Genomic DNA, 18,365 nt, shown 5'->3' with positions numbered 1-18,365 from the left:
TTGAAATAAAATTATATAGTTACTTACATAAAGTAATTATTATATTTTGGGGGAGGTTTCTATTATGATGCCATCATTATTTTTAGCACACGGATCACCGATGCTTGCTATTCAAGATACAGACTATACAAGGTTTTTAAAAACACTTGGAGAAACATATAAACCGAAAGCAATTGTTATTTTCACTGCTCACTGGGAAAGTGAAGTATTAACGATTTCTTCATCAGATAACGAATATGAAACAATTTATGATTTTGGAGGTTTTCCTCCTGAGTTATACGAAATCAAATATCGTGCGAAAGGTTCTTCTAACATTGCATCTATGTTAGAAACAAAATTTAAAAACAAAGGTATTCCAGTCCATCATAATATGACGAGAGGTTTAGATCATGGCTCATGGACACTCTTACACCGCATGTATCCAGAAGCAAATATTCCTGTCGTCCAAATTTCAGTCAATCCATTCCTACCTGCAAAAGAGCAATTTAAGATTGGAGAAGCACTTAAAGGACTTGGACAAGAAGATATTTTAGTCATTGGTAGCGGTGTTACCGTTCATAACTTACGAGCATTGAAATGGAATCAAACGACACCTGAACAATGGGCAATTGAATTTGATGATTGGATTATTAAACATATGCAGATTACTCATAAAGATGCATTATTTAATTGGGAGCACAATGCCCCTCATGCACAATTAGCAGTACCAAGAGCAGAGCATTTTGTTCCTTTATTTATCGCTATGGGAAGTGGTGAAAATAACGGTGAAATCATTCACCGCAGTTACGAGCTTGGTACGTTAAGTTATCTTTGTCTCCAATTTTAAAGAAAAGGATGAAGCAATCATTGCTTCATCCTTTTCTTTTTTATTCACCTAGTTAACTAACTTCCAAATGTCGTTTCTCTGATACTTCTTCGTTCTTATTATGAAAATAAACCCAAATGCACGCAATAAATAATAGTGATGATGTAGAGAAGAAAACATATTGGAAGCCTGCTTGTGCTGCAATTTGTCCACCAAGTACTGGTCCAATCATATTTCCTAAAAACTGAAATGATTGATTATACCCAAATATTCGTCCCGTTACATGGGTTGGTGTATGTTGTTTTAGTAGAGTTTGTACGGAAGGTAATAGCCCTGCTTGTGCGATACCTAATAAAAATCGAAGAATTAATAGTTGCCAAGCTGAGGTTACAAATGCTTGCGGAATAAAAATAATTCCTGCAGCAAACAACGCTACAACTAACGTTTTTTGAGGACCGATTTGATCTGATAATCTTCCTAGTCTTGGTGCTGCCAAAATAACCGCTAACCCTGTCGCTGACATAACCGCGCCTGCAATCATTTCAATATGAGCTGTTCCTGGGCCTTCTAAATTCTTTACATACAATGTAATAATAGGTTGAATTGACATGTTCGCAAGTTGAATAATAAATGTTGTTACAAACAAACTAATAATTAAATGCTTCGCTGGAACCATCGTCCATACTTTTTTCGTTTGTACTTTTTTTGCTTGAGCGGAGTGATTCTCTTCATGTAGGAAGAAAAAAACGATGAGAAAAGAAAGGAATAAAAAAGCTCCTGTAACAAGAAAAACATGGCGCATTCCAATTAACTCTGACAAATAACCACCAAGTAATGGACCAAGTAAAGAACCGCTCACGCCACCTGTTGAAATGGTGGAGATTGCCCATCCTGAATGTTCTTTCGGAGTTTCTGCCGCAATAAATGTCATCGCCGTTGAAAGGAAACCAGATACTGCCCCCATTAAAAATCTTAGTGCGACTAGTTGATACACATCCGTTACAAATCCCATAAGGGTCATAATAACCGCCATACCTAGGCTCGCACGAATAAGCATCAATTTCCGTCCATGTATATCACCAAGTTTTCCCCATATTGGTGATACGATCGCACCCATTAAAAATGTAATACCAAATGCAAGTCCCGACCACTGTGCAATACTAGAAGTGCCAGTCACTCCTAACTCCTCAATATAAAAAGATAAAAAAGGAATTACTAAACTCATACCGGCTGCAGTGGTAAAACAACCTAGCCAACAAATCATCAAATTTCGTTTCCAGCTGGCCATTTTCACACCTTCTTTCTTTAGATACCCATTCTACACCCTTTCTTATAAAAAGTTTAGTAATTTGCTTTATATGTAAGATTTACTACAAAACCCGCTATTTTTCTAGTAAAAACCACTACATTCCCACATTTTTTTCATAATAAAACCAACTCCACCTAAATGAAGTTGGTTAATGATCCATTATCGATATTAAGCGTGCATTACAATTCCGCTCATAAAACTCAATCGGACCTGCTTGTCCAATAATGGCGTATTCATATCCTTCTTGCTTCATACTATGTAAACAACGATGTAACAATTGCTTTCCTACACCTTTCACGCGATTTTGTTTTGCTGTGCCCATTGGACCAAACAATCCTTTCTTCCCTCTCACTACATCATAACAAGCGAAACCTACTATCACTTCTTCTCTTTCTGCTATATAAATAGGTAAATTTTCTTTATATGTACGAAATCCATATTCTATTGAATGTAACCAACGTTCACCAAATTCCTCATTCACAAAACTTGCTAATTTTTCAAAATCAGAAAGGTTAGCTTTTCTAACAGTACAAGTTAAATCATAATAAGTAGGAACAAAACATTTTAGATCAACCGCTAAATCTCTTGGTTCAGCTATAATATGTAACATACCTTTTTGTATTTGTGCATTTTCAATAAACGTATCCGCGCGAAATAGTGCATACATAACATGTCCTTCATTCATTATTACTTGCTGAAAACGTTCCATACGTTTCTTGGCTATTTGTAAAATTTCTAACACCTTATAAGATAACTTATATTGTCCTATTTCTTTATACCCTTGATCCGTTAAATCGTACTCTTTTCGTATTGAAAGCTTTTCTAAAAAGTCCGCACCAATGTGACGAAACAAATACATATACAACTCGCTGCAAACTCCAGTACCCTCTTTACACATCCCTATAAACAAATGAACTAGTTGAATGATAGTATTTTCCGCCTCTTTTGCCGCAATCTTCAATATGCTATGAACACGTTTTGTAAATTGAAATTCCTCCATATGCATCTCCAGCCCCTATTACTTTACTATTAAACCGTAACCATAAATAAGTGAAACGATTATTCCAACTACCAATATACCCGGCAGTAAATTTGCCACTTTAATTTTAATAATACCAAGTAAGTTCAATCCAATAGCGGCTATCATAATACCACCTGTAGCTGTCATTTCTACTATAAATTGATTCATTAATGCTTTCGGGACCAAACTATTAATTTGTGTTGCAAAAACAGCAATACCTCCTTCGTATAAAATAACTGGGATTGCCGAAAATACTACACCAATTCCTAACGTCGTCGTTAATATAATAGAAATAAATCCATCAATAATTGCCTTTGTAAATAAAATATCATGATTTCCACGAATCCCGCTGTCGAGTGCACCAAGTATGCCCATCGCGCCAATTGCAAAAATTAATGTAGCTGTTACAAAACCTTCTGATATGCTTCCTTTCCCTTTCGATCCAACTTTATTTTCTAGCCAATCTCCTAACTGTTTTAGCTTTCCCTCTAATTGTAGCCATTCCCCGATGACGGTACCAATTACTAAACTTAGTATGACAACAAGAAAATTTTCACTTTTCAATGCCATTTGAAGTCCAAGCACAGTAACCGCTAAACCGATTGCATGCATAATTGTTCCTTTCATACTTTCTGGAATCCTACTAAATAATTTACCTAGTAAAGTACCAAGTATTATACAAACCCCATTTACAACTGCTCCTAATATAACCATTTCTCATTATTCACCCTTCGAATTCTTTATTTCTATATTTTGGTTTATTCATTGATTTACAGGTTATCCATATGTTAACTTAATATTGAGAATATTAACAAATGTTTTTCACAACATAAACCGCAATTTTTTGTAGTTATACATAAGGTGAAACTTTAACTAGCTCGGGTTTTACTACCTACAAATTGCGGTATAAACTCAAAAGGGAAGGTATTTATGACAACTTTACTAAAACGATTTCTGTTAATAGCCTTTTGCATTACACCAATTGTTTTATTAGTTAACTACTCTTTTACTTCAAAAGCGAAAGACAAATCCGATTTGCAAAACAAATCTAATAAAACCGCTTCAACAAGTGAAAAGAAAATAGAAGACCCGGAAATCACACTCACCTTCTCTGGTGATACAATGTTCGATTGGCAATTACGTCCTGTAGTCGAAAAAAACGGGGCTGATTATCCATTCCAGCATGTTAAAGAAGAAATAACAAAAGCTGATATTTCTTTCGTTAATTTAGAGTCAGCATTTACAACGAGAGAAAAGAAAGCTCCTGGACAACTGTTTTGGATTAAAAGTGATCCATCCACGCTTCAAGCGATAAAAAACACTGGATATGACATCGTAAATATTGGGAATAACCATACACTTGATTATGGGCAAGATGGATTATTAGACACAATTTCTCACGTAGAAAAATTAAAGTTTCCTTACATTGGAGCCGGGAAAAATGCAAAAGATGCATATACAGCACGAGAAATGACCGTAAAAGGGAAAAAGTTCAAATTTCTTTCCTTCGTTCGATTTATGCCTGATACGAATTGGGTAGCTGGCGACAATAAACCTGGTGTTGCGAACGGATATGATTTAAATCTCGTAACAAAAACAATTAAAGAGCAAAAGAAAGATGCAGACTATTTAATTGTCTATATGCATTGGGGCGTTGAAAAATCAAATCGTCCGGTAGAATACCAAAAACAATATGTACCTAAAATGATTGAAGCAGGAGCCGACGCGATTGTCGGAAGTCACCCACATTGGCTTCAAGGATTTGAGTATTATAATAAAGTTCCTATTGCTTACTCATTAGGAAACTTTTTATTCCCAAGTTACGTGAGCGGGAAAAGCGCCGAAACAGGCGTATTAACTTTAACTTTCAAAGGAAAGGATGTCCAAATGTCATTCAATCCTTACATCATTCGTAATAACCAAATCGCCCCTGTAAGTGAGGAAGAAAAGAGAAAAGCTCTACAATATTTACAAACGATTTCAACTGACGTAGAAATTGATAGTACAGGGAACATAAAAAATAAACGAAACTAGACAACGCAAGATTTATTTCTCTGTAACATACTTTACAGAATAGGTGATGAACATGCTGAAAGACTTATTAGAAAATGTAAGTTTGTTAGAAAACATTTATAAAATTTCTATAGCCGTTCTACTTTTATGTTCATTTTTCTCTGTTAGACTTCTAAAAAAAATAAAACGTGAACGAACACTTACTACCTTTGAAATTACTATGTATGTCATCATTCGTATTGCGATACTCTTTTGGTTAACTAGCTTTATTCTTCTTGAATTTAATGAGTATCTAGTTTAACTTTAAAAAAGATAGAACAAGCATTATATTTCCCCGCTTGTATCTATCTTTTTTATTTGGGTGCTAACTCTTTCCTTCTATTAAATTAGTAAATCAAACAAAACAGGATTTTTATTAAGCTCCATAAATTGAATATTATTTTCTTTAAAACGAGTAATTAATTGCTCATAATCTTCTTTATGTTTTAACTCTACTCCGACTAATGCTGGACCATTTTCTTTATTATGTTTCTTAATATACTCAAAGCGCGTAATATCATCTTCTGGTCCTAATCCTTTATCAAGAAATTCTCTTAGCGCACCTGAACGCTGCGGGAATTCAATGATAAAATAATGCTTTAATCCTTCGTAAATGAGAGAACGTTCTTTCATTTCTTGCATTCTATCAATATCATTATTCCCACCACTTAGCGTACATACAACTGTTTTACCTTTTATTTCATCTCTATATAAATCAAGCGCTGCAATAGATAGCGCACCAGCCGGTTCAGCTACAATTGCATTTTTCTTATACAGTTCTAAAATCGTCGTACAAACCTTTCCTTCTGGTACTAAAACAATATCATCAATTACATCTTTACACGTTTCAAATGTTAACTTTCCTACCTTTTTAACAGCTGCCCCATCAACAAAACTATCTATTTTCTCTAATGCGACATTTTCATTTTGAAGAAAGGCCTCTTTCATAGATGCAGCTCCCATCGGCTCTACACCAACGATCTTTGTAGCAGGACTAACACCTTTCACATATGTACCAACACCTGATGCTAACCCACCACCGCCGATTGCTGTAAAAATAAAGTCAACCGATTTCTCCATATCATGCATAATTTCAACTGCAACTGTCCCTTGACCAGCAACTACATACGGATCATCAAACGGATGAACGAACGTCATTCTATTTTCTTCACAATAGCGCTGCGCTTCTTGGAAAGAGCTATCAAATGTATCACCAACTAATACAATCTCTGCAAAATCACCACCGAAAAATTGTACTTGTGATACTTTTTGTTTAGGCGTTGTCGTTGGCATGAAGATTTTTGACGGAATCTTCAATAAATTACACGTATAAGCAACTCCTTGTGCATGATTACCAGCACTTGCACAAACAACGCCGTTTTGTAATTGTTCTTCCGATAAACTCTGAATTAAATTGTACGCACCACGAATTTTGAAAGAGCGAATTAATTGTAAGTCTTCTCTTTTTACATAAACGTCACAATCATATTTCTCAGATAAAACTGTATCACGTTGTAACGGTGTTTTAATAACGATATCTTTCATGCAATTATGAGCCATTAAGATATCTTCAATTTTCACTCTCTCCTTTACCTTCTGCACCATTTCATATCATCCTTATCTCTTTTAAATTGGCTCAATCGAAATTCGGGATTTTTAGGACTGCACCTGTATTCGCCGATGTTACCATTTGTGCATAACGTCCAAGCCAGCCCGTTTTCACTTTCGCTTCTGGTCGTTTCCATTCTTTTTTACGCTTATCTAATTCTTCGTCACTAACTCTTACTTCTAACAATCTTTCCTCAACATCGATACAAACGATATCTCCTTGTTCAAGAAGTGCAATCGTTCCACCCGCAGCTGCTTCTGGTGAAATATGTCCTACTGAAATACCACGTGAAGCACCAGAGAAACGTCCATCCGTTAATAGCGCAACATCTGCACCTAATCCCATACCGGCAATCGCTGAGGTTGGTGCCAACATTTCCGGCATACCAGGGCCGCCTCTTGGTCCTTCATAACGAATAACAACTACATCGCCTTTCTTCACTTTCCCAAGCATAATGCCCGCAAGCGCCTCATCTTGTGAATTAAAAATAACGCAAGGCCCTTCAAATCGTTTTACCTCGGTCGCCCCGCTTTTGATAACTGCCCCATCTTTCGCAAGGTTTCCTCTTAATATACGTAATCCCCCTTCTTCACTATGAGGATTTTCGAGAGAATGAATCACTTCCTTATCTTTAATCTCTGCATGAGCAATATTTTCTCTTAATGTTTGCCCAGTAGCAGTAATACGGTCTAAATGAAGTACCCCTTCTTTTCGGCTCATCTCTTTCAAAATGGCACTAATCCCGCCTGCTCGATCAATATCTTCCATATGCCAATTGGAAGCAGGGCTTACTTTACATAAATGTGGTACACGTCTTGAAACGGCATCAATACGGTTCATATCGTAATCTAATCCAGCCTCTTGCGCGAGCGCCAATGTGTGCAATACTGTATTTGTTGAACCGCCCATTGCCATATCAAGCGCGAACGCATCATCAATGGCTTCTTCCGTTACAATGTCTCTCGGTTTAATATCTCTTTCAATTAAAATCTTTAATTTTTCTGCTGCTTGTTTAATTAGTTCTTCGCGTCTTGGATCAATAGCTAAAATACTTCCGTTACCAGGAAGAGCTAAACCTAACACTTCACATAAACAGTTCATAGAATTCGCTGTAAACATACCAGAACAAGAACCACAAGATGGACAGCCATGATCTTCAATATCTTTTAATTCCTCTTCTGAAATTTTCCCAGATTGATAAGCTCCTACTCCTTCGAAAACAGAACTTAAATCGACAACGTCTCCTTTAGATGTTTTTCCAGCCGCCATCGGACCACCTGAAACAAATACAGTTGGAATGTTAATACGAAGTGCAGCCATCATCATACCAGGTGTGATTTTGTCACAGTTTGGAATACAAATCATGCCATCAAACCAATGTGCATTTACAACCGTTTCTACTGAATCTGCAATGATTTCACGACTCGGAAGCGAATAACGCATACCGATATGCCCCATCGCAATACCGTCATCTACTCCAATTGTATTAAATTCAAATGGAACCATACCTGCTGCACGCACTGCTTCTTTAACAAGTTTCCCAAACTCATTTAAGTGCTTATGACCTGGAATAATTTCAATAAAAGAATTACAGATAGCTATAAACGGTTTATCAAAATCTTCATCTTTCAAACCAGTTGCTTTTAATAAACTACGGTGCGGCGCTTTATCAAAACCTTTTTTAATCATGTCACTTCTCATCTTGTCAAATCCCCTCTTACGTATTTTTCACTTACAATCACTTACTCTATTTCTTTACTAATTCTTTCGGTGCATGAATCCAGCTCATCATTTCACGAAGCTCTGCCCCTACTTTTTCTAACTGATGATTTTGCTCTGCTTTTTTCATCGCATTATATGTTGGACGCCCAGCTTGATTTTCTAAAATCCATTTCTTCGCGAATTCACCTTGCTGAATTTCTGTAAGTACTCGTTTCATTTCTTTCTTCGTTTCATCTGTAACAATTCTCGATCCTGTTACATAATCTCCGAACTCAGCCGTATCTGAAATAGAATGGCGCATGTTCGTTAAACCACCTTCGTACATTAAATCAACAATTAACTTTAATTCATGTAAACATTCAAAGTATGCAATTTCAGGACGATATCCGCCTTCTGTTAATGTTTCAAAACCAGCTTTCACAAGTGCCGTTACCCCGCCGCAAAGTACTGCTTGCTCTCCGAATAAATCTGTCTCCGTTTCTTCTTGGAATGTCGTTTCAATTACACCTGCACGTGTACAACCTACACCTTTTGCATACGCAAGCGCTACACTTAATGCCGTTTCCGTAGCATCTTGATGTACTGCGACTAATGCTGGAACACCATTTCCTTCTTGGAATACACGACGAACGAGATGACCTGGACTTTTTGGTGCGACCATCGCTACATCTACGTAACTTGGCGGATTAATTTGTCCGAAGTGAATATTAAATCCATGTGAGAAAAGTAACATTTGCCCTTCACGGAGATTCTCTTCTACTTCTGCTTTATACACATGTGCTTGCTGTTCATCTGGCAATAACATTTGTACAACTTGCGCGGTTCGAACCGCTTCTGAAACAGACATTACTTCAAACCCATCTGCTTTTGCTACTTCAAAAGACTTACCAGGTCGAACACCAACTACAACTTCCACACCAGAATCACGTAAATTTTGTGCCTGCGCATGACCTTGAGATCCATAACCAATTACCGCAACTGTTTTCCCTTGTAATAACTCTAAATTTGCATCTTTCTCATAATACGTTTTCATATTCCATACACCCCTTATAATTTATTTACTTGCAGTACATCAATTAATTTTTTCAACTGACCAACAAGTAATGTCGCTTCATTTTCAGTACAAACTGCTGTGAGTTTCATTTCAGAAACACCACTCGTATCTCTTTCGTTTAAATGTAAAGAAGAAATATAATAACCACGCCGAGCAAAAATTCCACTTATACGTAATAAGACGCTTGGCTCGTTATGAATAACGAGTGAAAAAGTATGACTCATTCTTCCCACCTCTTCATAATCATTTCGTTATTCCCTTTGTTTGGCGGAACCATCGGAAATACGTTTTCACCTTCTTCTACACAAAAATCAACTACGACAGGACCTTCATGAGCAAATGCTTCTAACATCACTTGTTTCGCCTCTGTTGAATTTGTCGCCCTTAATCCCTTCACTCCATAAGCTTCTGCCACTTTCACAAAATCTGGCGATCCAATTTTCGACTCTGATAAACGATTTTCATAAAACATTTCTTGCCATTGCCTTACCATCCCTAAAAATTTGTTATTTATAATAAACACTTTTATAGGGATGTTATTTTCAGCAATTGTTTGTAGTTCTTGAATGTTCATTTGAAAAGAAGCATCACCTGCAATACAAACGACGAGTTCTTCTTCTTTTGCAAGCTGAGCACCAATTGCCGCCGGGAACCCAAACCCCATCGTTCCTAGTCCGCCAGACGTTAGAAAAGTCCGTGGATTTTTCGCTTTATAATAATGAGCAGCCCACATTTGATGCTGTCCTACTTCTGTCGTAACAATCGCTTCACCATTCGTTACTTCACTTACTAGACTAATAACATGCTGTGGTTTTAACTCACTTTCTTTTTGATTGTAGGAAAGAGGATATTCCTCCTTCCATTCCTCTATTTTCGTAAGCCATTCATTTGTTTGTGTACGAATTGGCATATGTAACAACATGTGTAACGCTTTTTTCACATCTCCAACAATCGGATATTCCACAGTTACATTTTTATGAAACTCTGAAGAATCTATATCGATATGTACCTTTTTCGAATGCGGAGAAAAGAGTTCTAATTTTCCTGTTACACGATCATCAAAGCGAACACCAAAAGCAAGGAGTAAATCACATTCTGTTACTGCCATATTTGCAGCATACGTTCCATGCATGCCGAGCATTCCTAAAAATAACGAATCTCCTGGCGGATATGCACCAAGTCCCATTAAAGTGGAAACGACAGGAATACGATTCTCCCTCGCAAATTTGATGAGTTCATCAGAACCACCCGAATGAATGACACCTCCTCCAATATAAAGAAGTGGGCGTTTTGCTTCTGAAATAGCTTTAGCTACCTCTTTTAGCTTCACACTGTCTGGCATAGGCTCTAATTTATATCCTGGAATCTCAATTACTTCATTATAAAAACTTGTTACCTTTTCATTTTGAACATCTTTTGGAATACCAATTAATACTGGTCCCGGTCGCCCACTTTCAGCGATGTAAAAAGCTTCTTGTACAATGCGTGATAAATGATTCACATCACGAACTTGGTAATTATGCTTCGTAACAGGTACTGTAATCCCGACAACATCTGCTTCTTGAAATCCATCTTTCCCGATGAGAGGTTTTGCAACTTGCCCTGTAATGACAACTAAAGGAATCGAATCCATATAAGCATCTGCTAAACCCGTAACTAAATTTGTCGCCCCTGGGCCAGAGGTAGCAAAGACTACCCCGACCTTTCCAGAAGCTCTCGCATATCCTTCTGCCGCATGAATGGCAGCTTGTTCATGACGAGTTAAAACGTGCTTCAATCCACTTCCGTATAACGCATCGTACACTGGTAAAATCGCTCCGCCTGGATAACCGAAAACGGTCGTTACACCTAAATTCTTCAAACATTGAATAACGTGTCCGGCGCCTGTCACTTCTTCACACTGTAATTTCTCACGTGTTGTATACTGCTGCTCCATTTCAATTAACTCCTCTCCCTACCTACAGTAAGCTTTCCGCCAATCCTGGAACACGTACTCCTCTTTCTCTCGTTAACTTTTTAAATTCCTCTGTCAATTGTTTCGTTACACTTCCTGGCTTCCCATCTCCAATTTCTCTTGAATCAACTTTTACAACTGGAATTAATTCTGCTGCCGTTCCTGTTAAAAACACTTCATCTGCTACATATACGTCATGGCGAGTAAATGGCCTTTCCTCACACGGAATATGAAGTCGCTCACATAGCTCGATAACACTATTTCTCGTAATACCTTCCAGCGCTCCTAAATACGAAGGCGGTGTTAACACCTTTCCATCTTTCACAACGAAAACATTATCTCCAGATCCTTCACAAACATATCCTTGTTGATTTAACATAAGGGCCTCTAGCACTCCTGCTTGCGCCGCTTCAATTTTTACAAGTACGTTATTTAAGTAGTTCATTGACTTAATGCGTGGGTCCAATGCATCTGGCGTGTTACGTCTTGATGCAACAGATACAACGCTTAATCCATTATCGTAAAATTCCTGAGGGAATAATTTTAATTGTTCTGCGATGATAATAACGCTCGGTTTTACACAACTTCTAGGGTCGAGCCCTAAGTCACCTTTTCCTCGTGAAACAATTAACCGAATGTAGGCATCCGCATACTCATTTTTTTGCAACGTTTGTAAAACCGCTTCTTCCATTTCTTCAACCGTCAATGGGATTGTAAGTAAAATAGATTTTGCCGATTCATATAATCGTTTTACATGTTCTTTTAAACAAAATACATTTCCACCGTAACTACGAATTCCTTCAAATACACCGTCTCCGTATAAAAAACCGTGATCATATACTGAAACAACTGCCTTTTCTTTTTCTACAAATTCCCCATTCATATAAATGTACTGATTTCCCATCTCACATCGCTCCTCTTTTTTTCTCTCTATTTTTGCAATCTATTTCTATATCGATTGCTGAGATGAGTATTTTTAACAGAATATTCAGTATATAAACCTTAAAAATATACTCGTCTCAACAATCGATTACATACATACTTGTAGCAATCCATTGCTGAGACGAGGGAATCGTGGTACCACTCAGCTTCCTTACACTTCTCACGAAATATAAGCTCTGCAAGTCCAATTAGACTTTTGTTTTTCTATCGGAAACAACTCCGCTACTTTTTACTAGTTTCAACAGTAGTGCTCCGAGGTGATCTTCAATGATGAAATTGTTACCACCCTCACAGCAGCTGGGCAGCTCTCTGAAACAATTTTTATCATTTACTCTCCTCTTCTACGCATTCTCTTATTCTATTTTTTAAAATAAAAACTCTCGCCTCAGCAATCAACTACTACAATTTAGTAGCTTTGATTGCTGAGGCGAGAGTTTCGCGGTACCACTCAGCTTCCTTATACTTCTCACGAAATATAAGCTTTGCAGGTCCAATTAGACCCCCGTCCTTTTACCGGAGACGATGCCGTCGCCCTCTACTCAGTTTCCCTTTCGCAAGCGATGCTCCGAGGTGATCTTCAATGATTCGATTGTTACTACTCTCACAGCCTAGGAGCAGCTCTCTGAAACGATCATAACCATCTACTTTCCTCTTCTTTGCATATGCAACATATAAAGTTAGAAAATTCTTAATTCACTTTTATTTGTTAAACGTATTATAGGACGTTGTTCTTTTCATTGTCAACATGTTTTCAGAAAATATTTTTAATAATACATATATTTTTGAATCTTTTTTTATTGCGCAATAAAACTTTTTGTATAATACTATATAAAACATATATATTTAGGAGGATTACAGCAATGTCCGAAAAAACATACGAACTCGCAACCTTTGCAGGCGGTTGCTTTTGGTGCATGGTAAAGCCATTTGATGAACTTCCTGGTATTCATAAAGTACTTTCTGGCTATGCAGGTGGTCATGTAGAAAACCCAACATATGAACAAGTAAAAGCTGGTACATCTGGTCATTTAGAAGTTGTACAAATTACATTCGATTCTTCTATTTTTCCGTACGAAAAATTACTAGATTTATATTGGCCACAAATCGATCCAACTGATGATGGTGGACAATTCTTTGACCGTGGCCCCTCTTATCGCACTGCTATTTTTTATCATAACGAAACGCAAAAAGAGCTTGCTGAAAAATCAAAACAAACTCTTGCAGAATGCAGTATGTTTAAAGAGCCAATCGTAACTGAAATTCGCCCGGCTGCCCCCTTTTATGAGGCTGAAGAATACCATCAACATTTCTATAAAAAGAACCCAAAAAAATATGCTACTGAGCAAAAAGAATCTGGCCGTGAAGACTTTATAAAAGAAAATTGGCAAAAAAAATAATAAAAATGCATCGTGCTTTTTAAGTACGATGCATTTTTATCTTTGAAAAAAGTACCATGCAATGATGAGAACAACCGCTGTTAATGTCCAAAGTATGATTTCATTTTTCACTCTACTCTTTTTCATTTCATTCCCTCCTAATAGCTATTAATATATTCAAGATTTCCTCTGTTTAATTGTCCATCTTATATACGTGAATACATCCGTACAAATTCTTATAACAAGACCACCAATGATTCCGATTGCAATTGAAATTACTAACATCTGTCCAAAACTAAGAGTAGTTGTGTATGTTATGTAGAGAACAACGCATACAAGTAAAACATCCGGTAAAGAAAGCAAAAACTTTTTAAACATTTCTTCAGCTCTCCTATGCTTTATTTATCTTTTCTACTGTAGCTTTGAAATAAAGCTTGTTTAAAAATTCTATTTAGACACTCCTTTTACGGAAAAAGAATAAGAACCCCTTTTGAAAAGGGATTCTTATCTACATATTTACTCCTAAAATAGAATAATATTACTAGTGATTTGTTGTACATTAACTATTTGCCAGGCAATCGGATGTTGCGCCAACTGCCTACATCGCATTGACCATATGTATTATCACCTACTGCTACCACCGTTCCGTCTGATTTCAGGCCGACTGTATGTGCACAACCCGCCGCTATCGCTACAATATCGTTCCAATCGCTTACATTACATTGGCCATACGCATTCGAACCTACTGCCGTCACAGTACCATCTGATTTCAGAGCGATTGTATGATTACTCCCTGCCGCTACTGCCACCATACCTTTCCAGCTGCTTACATCACATTGCCCATGTTTATTATTCCCCACGGCCATCACTATGCCATCCGATTTCAAACCAACAGTATGAAGATAACCAGCTTCCAACGCCACCATACCAATCCAGTCGCTTACATTGCATTGGCCATATCGATTATTCCCCACCGCGGTCACTGTGCCGTCCAATTTAAGACCAACTGTATGCCAGTCACCCGCCGTGACCGCCACAATATCACGCCAGCTACTTACATCGCATTCTCCTTCTTTATTTCTCCCCACTGCTATTACCTTACCATCCGGTTTAATGCCAAGGGTACGACGCCACCCCGCCGCAACCGATACAATATTATACCAGTCGTTTACATCACATTGATCATGCTTATTCCACCCCACCGCCTCCACAGTATGATCACTTTTCAGAGCGATTGTATGAGCATTACCCGTGTTCGTCGCCATATGAACATTGCCCGTAGCGACTGCTTCCATATCACACCAGCCACTTACATTGCATTCTCCTTCTTTATTTCGCCCCACTGCTACCACCGTACCATCTGATTTAAGAGCAACTGTATGCCCCCGGCCTGCCGCTATCGTATCTTTAGGCCACCGTTTCACTTTTAACATCTCTTCTTTCAATGAAATGTAATTCATGTTTTACCTCCTTGCATATAAGCAAATCTATCCAAATAGATATTTTTATCTAATTTCATTATAAATGACCCGACTTTTTTTATAAATTTACAGCTACAAAAGGGGCCTATTATTAATTCTTTCAAAAATAAAAACCTCCAGTTTAAATACTAGAGGTTTTTTCTTTATTTCTTCAATCGTTCAATAAAATCGTTCAATTTATCAAGTGATTTCATATTCTGATTACAAGCTATACCATCTTTGCAAATATAGTTTCCCTTTTTAACGAAAGTTCCTTGTACATCACCTTTAATTTCAACTAAAAACATTCCTACTTCTTCATGCCCATGACATAATGAACAAATGCTTTTTTTATTTAAACTTTGGAACGTTCCTTGCAGACCAACAAACTTATTTTTATCATTTTTCGCTATAATAAATTTCCTGCTTGACCCTTTATCAATCCAGCTTAAATAAGATAATTCTTTCATGTTCAGTTCTTCCATATCAGGAAGTTTCAACTTTTTCGCTTTAGGAAATAATTTTTTTAATGTTTGCGCTGTAACTTCCTGAAACGGAATGACATACGGATTTATTTTCGTTAAAAATGATTCTGCATCTTCTCTATTTTGAACTGTTAATACGTTATCAATTAGCTCTTTCTGTTCATCCGTTAAATTCTCAAATACATGTATTATTTTTTCAATCGCTAATGATTTTAATGCTTGAATGACACCTCTATCATTTGCCGTTGCGTGCCCATTTGCTAAAATATAAGCTTGTGATTTTATAAAATTATATTGATCACTTCTAATAAAAGATTCCATCTTTATCACTCCATACAAATTGTTGATCTAGTCTTATTGTATACAATGATTCAGCTTTTTGATATGTAAAAGATAACTTGGAAACGAATATTACATACCCTGGCTACGTTCTACCGAGTCATTTCCTGACAAAAGAAACCATCGTCTGTTTTCCATTCTGCATATAATACATCTTCAAATTTAGTAATCCCTTTTTGCTTTATTTGTTTATACAGCCATCCTTCATCAAAGCCAGCTTCTCTCAAATTATCTTTCACTACTTTTCCATCACTAATTAATGAAATTGGTAAATATACAGGCTTATGCTTTAAACTTAAATCATTTATAGTGGGAGATTCGTATTTACTCTTTTTCAGAACACTTATGTTCCCATTAGGTTCCAAAATCATATATTCAACTTCTCTGATTGAAAATATGTCTTTTTGTTGCCTAAGCATTTGTTGTAGTTGATTAATATCCAAATGATTTGAACTTAATTGTTCTCGGTCAATCTTTCCATTACGAATAATAATTGAAGGATACCCTTCAAAAAACCTTCTTGTTCCTCTTATTTTTTGTGTTATCACTTCTATTGAATAAATTAAAATTACCCATACAAATACTGAATATAAAATAGACCACACTTTAATTTTAGGATCATATATTGAATTTCCAACGAGCTCACCAAGGACGATAGCAGAAATAAAATCAAAGGGGGTTAGCTGAGATATTTGTGTTTTCCCTAGTATTTTTGTAGCAATTAATAGAACAAAAAAGCCAACTAAAAGCTCTATCGTTATTTGTCCAATATGATTCATATATGTTCACCTTTCTACTTTCCACTCAAATACTATGTATACTATTTAATAAAAAAACGGCACAATATTGCTATTATCTTGCCCATTCATATCCAATAAATACAAAGCAAAAAAAGAGTCTAGCTCAAAATAATATTTGAACTAGACCCTTTTATTTTCATTTAGAATACACGATCTTTTTAATCGTTTCGCCAGAAAGAAAATGCTCCTCTGCAAGTTGATGAATGGAAATTCCGCTTTTAAATGCTTCTTTAATCGCTTTGTTTCTTTCATCTAAATGTTTTCTTCCTCCAGATCGTGTACCCCATTTATAATGTTTCGTTTCTTGTTTTGGAATGTAAATTGTTTCACCTTGTATATACTTTTGAATCTCAGTAATTAAACTTTCTGGTAAAACCGTCGCAGCTTTAACGTATTTCATTTCTGCTCGCCCCTTATTTTTTATGGTTCATTTCAATAAGGTGCAAAGCCAAATATAAAAAATGATACGAGCTCATTTAGGCGATTGTATATTACTTGTCTACCTCACGCAAAGTATCGCCATTTCCATACTTGGCTTTGCATGAGACACTGCAGTGTCCGGCAATTGAATTGTAATCGCCATTTAAACACCTCCTAATATACCTTTTGCATTTTATTATATGATAAATTCCTTCCCCTTGCATCCACATCCTTTTTAAAGCATGAAATTACTTAATTTGATATAATACTTTTTAGTCTAATCCAAAAATATAGTGAGGTTGCTTTATGAAAAAGAAAATAGTCATTACAATCGTTACATTATTCATTATTACTGTAGCATTATTTGGAACATATAAATTAATGAATGCAAGAAGTTTTCAATTGTTTGGTGATTTAACAAACCGAGTAGAAACAAATGAAAAAGTGGTTGCTTTAACTTTTGATGATGGTCCTACGAACAATGTAAAACAAATATTACCGCTACTAGATACATACAATGCAAAAGCTACTTTCTTTTTAATTGGAAATGAATTAGAAAAAAACCTATCGTTAGGAGAAGCTATTGTACAATCTGGACACCAAGTTGGAAACCATACATATTCTCATAACAGAATGGTTTTAAAAACACCTTCTTATATTAAAGAAGAAATAGAAAAAACGAATGCATTAATCCGCCAAACTGGATTTACAGACGCAATTGACTTTAGACCACCAAACGGAAAAAAGCTAATTGGTCTGCCCTATTATTTAAATAAAAACAATATCGAAACAATTACATGGGACCTTGAACCTGATACTTTTTATAAGTCTGCTGCTGATAAAATTGAATATGTTAATAAAAATGTAAAACCAGGTTCTATCATTTTACTGCACCCTATGTATGATAAGTCTAATGAAAATTTACAGACCATCGAAGGTATTTTAGACTCTTTATCTCAAAAGGGCTATCAGTTTGTAACAGTAAACGAACTGCAAAAAAGAGCAAAATAAAAAGGT

General features: G+C 36.3%; 19 protein-coding genes and 2 other annotated features. Of the genes, 5 read left to right on the top strand and 14 right to left on the bottom strand.

Going from position 1 to position 18,365, the window contains the following annotated elements; all coding sequences use genetic code 11:
• Positions 1 to 64 precede the first annotated feature (64 nt).
• Positions 65 to 826 carry a DODA-type extradiol aromatic ring-opening family dioxygenase gene (locus tag AC3WTI_RS00255; RefSeq protein ID WP_097842086.1) on the top strand — a complete coding sequence of 254 codons (762 nt, stop codon included), beginning with the start codon at positions 65 to 67 and terminating at the stop codon, positions 824 to 826.
• A 52-nt stretch (positions 827 to 878) separates the two neighbouring features.
• Here the strand turns inward: AC3WTI_RS00255 and AC3WTI_RS00250 are convergent, their stop codons facing one another.
• From AC3WTI_RS00250 to AC3WTI_RS00240, 3 genes are all read right to left on the bottom strand, one after another.
• Positions 879 to 2,093, bottom strand: coding sequence for a multidrug efflux MFS transporter (locus tag AC3WTI_RS00250; RefSeq protein WP_087955632.1), 1,215 nt, complete (start codon positions 2,091 to 2,093; stop codon positions 879 to 881).
• Between the two features lie 169 nt (positions 2,094 to 2,262).
• Positions 2,263 to 3,114, bottom strand: a complete 852-nt coding sequence (locus AC3WTI_RS00245) for a GNAT family N-acetyltransferase (protein ID WP_492304289.1) — start codon at positions 3,112 to 3,114, stop codon at positions 2,263 to 2,265.
• An 18-nt stretch (positions 3,115 to 3,132) separates the two neighbouring features.
• Entirely contained in the window at positions 3,133 to 3,849 is a 717-nt protein-coding gene (locus tag AC3WTI_RS00240; protein WP_087955628.1) for a DUF554 domain-containing protein, read from the bottom strand.
• A 216-nt stretch (positions 3,850 to 4,065) separates the two neighbouring features.
• Between AC3WTI_RS00240 and AC3WTI_RS00235 the strand changes: the two genes are divergently transcribed.
• Both AC3WTI_RS00235 and AC3WTI_RS00230 read left to right on the top strand, forming a co-directional pair.
• A complete protein-coding gene (locus AC3WTI_RS00235; RefSeq protein WP_087955625.1) occupies positions 4,066 to 5,169 on the top strand; it encodes a CapA family protein in 1,104 nt (367 codons plus the stop codon).
• Positions 5,170 to 5,221: 52 nt separating this feature from the next.
• The gene (locus AC3WTI_RS00230) at positions 5,222 to 5,449 is read left to right on the top strand and encodes a hypothetical protein (protein ID WP_097842088.1); all 228 of its coding nucleotides are present in this window, start codon (positions 5,222 to 5,224) and stop codon (positions 5,447 to 5,449) included.
• 80 nt (positions 5,450 to 5,529) lie between these two features.
• Here AC3WTI_RS00230 and ilvA read toward each other — a convergent pair whose 3' ends face one another.
• Genes ilvA through ilvE form a run of 6 tightly spaced genes read right to left on the bottom strand, consistent with a single transcriptional unit; the run spans position 5,530 to position 12,430 of the window.
• The gene (gene ilvA, locus AC3WTI_RS00225) at positions 5,530 to 6,792 is read right to left on the bottom strand and encodes a threonine ammonia-lyase IlvA (protein WP_097842089.1); all 1,263 of its coding nucleotides are present in this window, start codon (positions 6,790 to 6,792) and stop codon (positions 5,530 to 5,532) included.
• A 31-nt stretch (positions 6,793 to 6,823) separates the two neighbouring features.
• Positions 6,824 to 8,497, bottom strand: a complete 1,674-nt coding sequence (ilvD, locus tag AC3WTI_RS00220; protein WP_087955620.1) for a dihydroxy-acid dehydratase — start codon at positions 8,495 to 8,497, stop codon at positions 6,824 to 6,826.
• A 46-nt stretch (positions 8,498 to 8,543) separates the two neighbouring features.
• On the bottom strand, positions 8,544 to 9,551 hold the full coding sequence (locus AC3WTI_RS00215) for a ketol-acid reductoisomerase (protein ID WP_087955618.1): 1,008 nt from the start codon (positions 9,549 to 9,551) through the stop codon (positions 8,544 to 8,546).
• A gap of 14 nt (positions 9,552 to 9,565) precedes the next feature.
• Positions 9,566 to 9,796, bottom strand: a complete 231-nt coding sequence (locus AC3WTI_RS00210; protein ID WP_000019914.1) for an ACT domain-containing protein — start codon at positions 9,794 to 9,796, stop codon at positions 9,566 to 9,568.
• Complete coding sequence (gene ilvB / locus AC3WTI_RS00205) at positions 9,793 to 11,508, bottom strand: acetolactate synthase large subunit (RefSeq protein WP_097842090.1); 1,716 nt, start codon at positions 11,506 to 11,508, stop codon at positions 9,793 to 9,795. Before ilvB ends, AC3WTI_RS00210 begins: the two co-directional genes overlap by 4 nt.
• Before the next feature lie 22 nt (positions 11,509 to 11,530).
• Entirely contained in the window at positions 11,531 to 12,430 is a 900-nt protein-coding gene (gene ilvE, locus AC3WTI_RS00200; RefSeq protein ID WP_048527269.1) for a branched-chain-amino-acid transaminase, read from the bottom strand.
• A 152-nt stretch (positions 12,431 to 12,582) separates the two neighbouring features.
• Positions 12,583 to 12,821, bottom strand: a binding site (T-box leader).
• Between the two features lie 67 nt (positions 12,822 to 12,888).
• Positions 12,889 to 13,134, bottom strand: a binding site (T-box leader).
• Positions 13,135 to 13,328: 194 nt separating this feature from the next.
• Here ilvE and msrA point away from each other — a divergent pair.
• Positions 13,329 to 13,865: a peptide-methionine (S)-S-oxide reductase MsrA gene (gene msrA / locus AC3WTI_RS00195; RefSeq protein WP_097842091.1), complete on the top strand. Its 537-nt coding sequence runs from the start codon at positions 13,329 to 13,331 to the stop codon at positions 13,863 to 13,865.
• Positions 13,866 to 14,021: 156 nt separating this feature from the next.
• On the opposite strand, the gene AC3WTI_RS00190 is transcribed toward msrA, so the two are convergent.
• From AC3WTI_RS00190 to AC3WTI_RS00170, 5 genes are all read right to left on the bottom strand, one after another.
• Entirely contained in the window at positions 14,022 to 14,222 is a 201-nt protein-coding gene (locus AC3WTI_RS00190; RefSeq protein ID WP_087955609.1) for a hypothetical protein, read from the bottom strand.
• A gap of 185 nt (positions 14,223 to 14,407) precedes the next feature.
• The gene (locus AC3WTI_RS00185; protein WP_097842092.1) at positions 14,408 to 15,304 is read right to left on the bottom strand and encodes an RCC1 domain-containing protein; all 897 of its coding nucleotides are present in this window, start codon (positions 15,302 to 15,304) and stop codon (positions 14,408 to 14,410) included.
• A gap of 164 nt (positions 15,305 to 15,468) precedes the next feature.
• Entirely contained in the window at positions 15,469 to 16,110 is a 642-nt protein-coding gene (locus tag AC3WTI_RS00180; protein WP_087955604.1) for a FusB/FusC family EF-G-binding protein, read from the bottom strand.
• Between the two features lie 110 nt (positions 16,111 to 16,220).
• Positions 16,221 to 16,907: a DUF421 domain-containing protein gene (locus AC3WTI_RS00175; protein WP_087955602.1), complete on the bottom strand. Its 687-nt coding sequence runs from the start codon at positions 16,905 to 16,907 to the stop codon at positions 16,221 to 16,223.
• A gap of 157 nt (positions 16,908 to 17,064) precedes the next feature.
• Positions 17,065 to 17,328 carry a CD3324 family protein gene (locus AC3WTI_RS00170; RefSeq protein WP_071721825.1) on the bottom strand — a complete coding sequence of 88 codons (264 nt, stop codon included), beginning with the start codon at positions 17,326 to 17,328 and terminating at the stop codon, positions 17,065 to 17,067.
• A gap of 326 nt (positions 17,329 to 17,654) precedes the next feature.
• On the opposite strand from AC3WTI_RS00170, the gene AC3WTI_RS00165 reads away from it, so the two are divergent.
• Positions 17,655 to 18,359: a polysaccharide deacetylase family protein gene (locus AC3WTI_RS00165; protein ID WP_087955600.1), complete on the top strand. Its 705-nt coding sequence runs from the start codon at positions 17,655 to 17,657 to the stop codon at positions 18,357 to 18,359.
• The last annotated feature ends 6 nt before the right edge of the window (positions 18,360 to 18,365 follow it).

The organism is Bacillus sp. EB106-02-03-XG38 (genome assembly GCF_058792175.1).
This window is presented reverse-complemented; position numbering and strand designations above follow the sequence as displayed.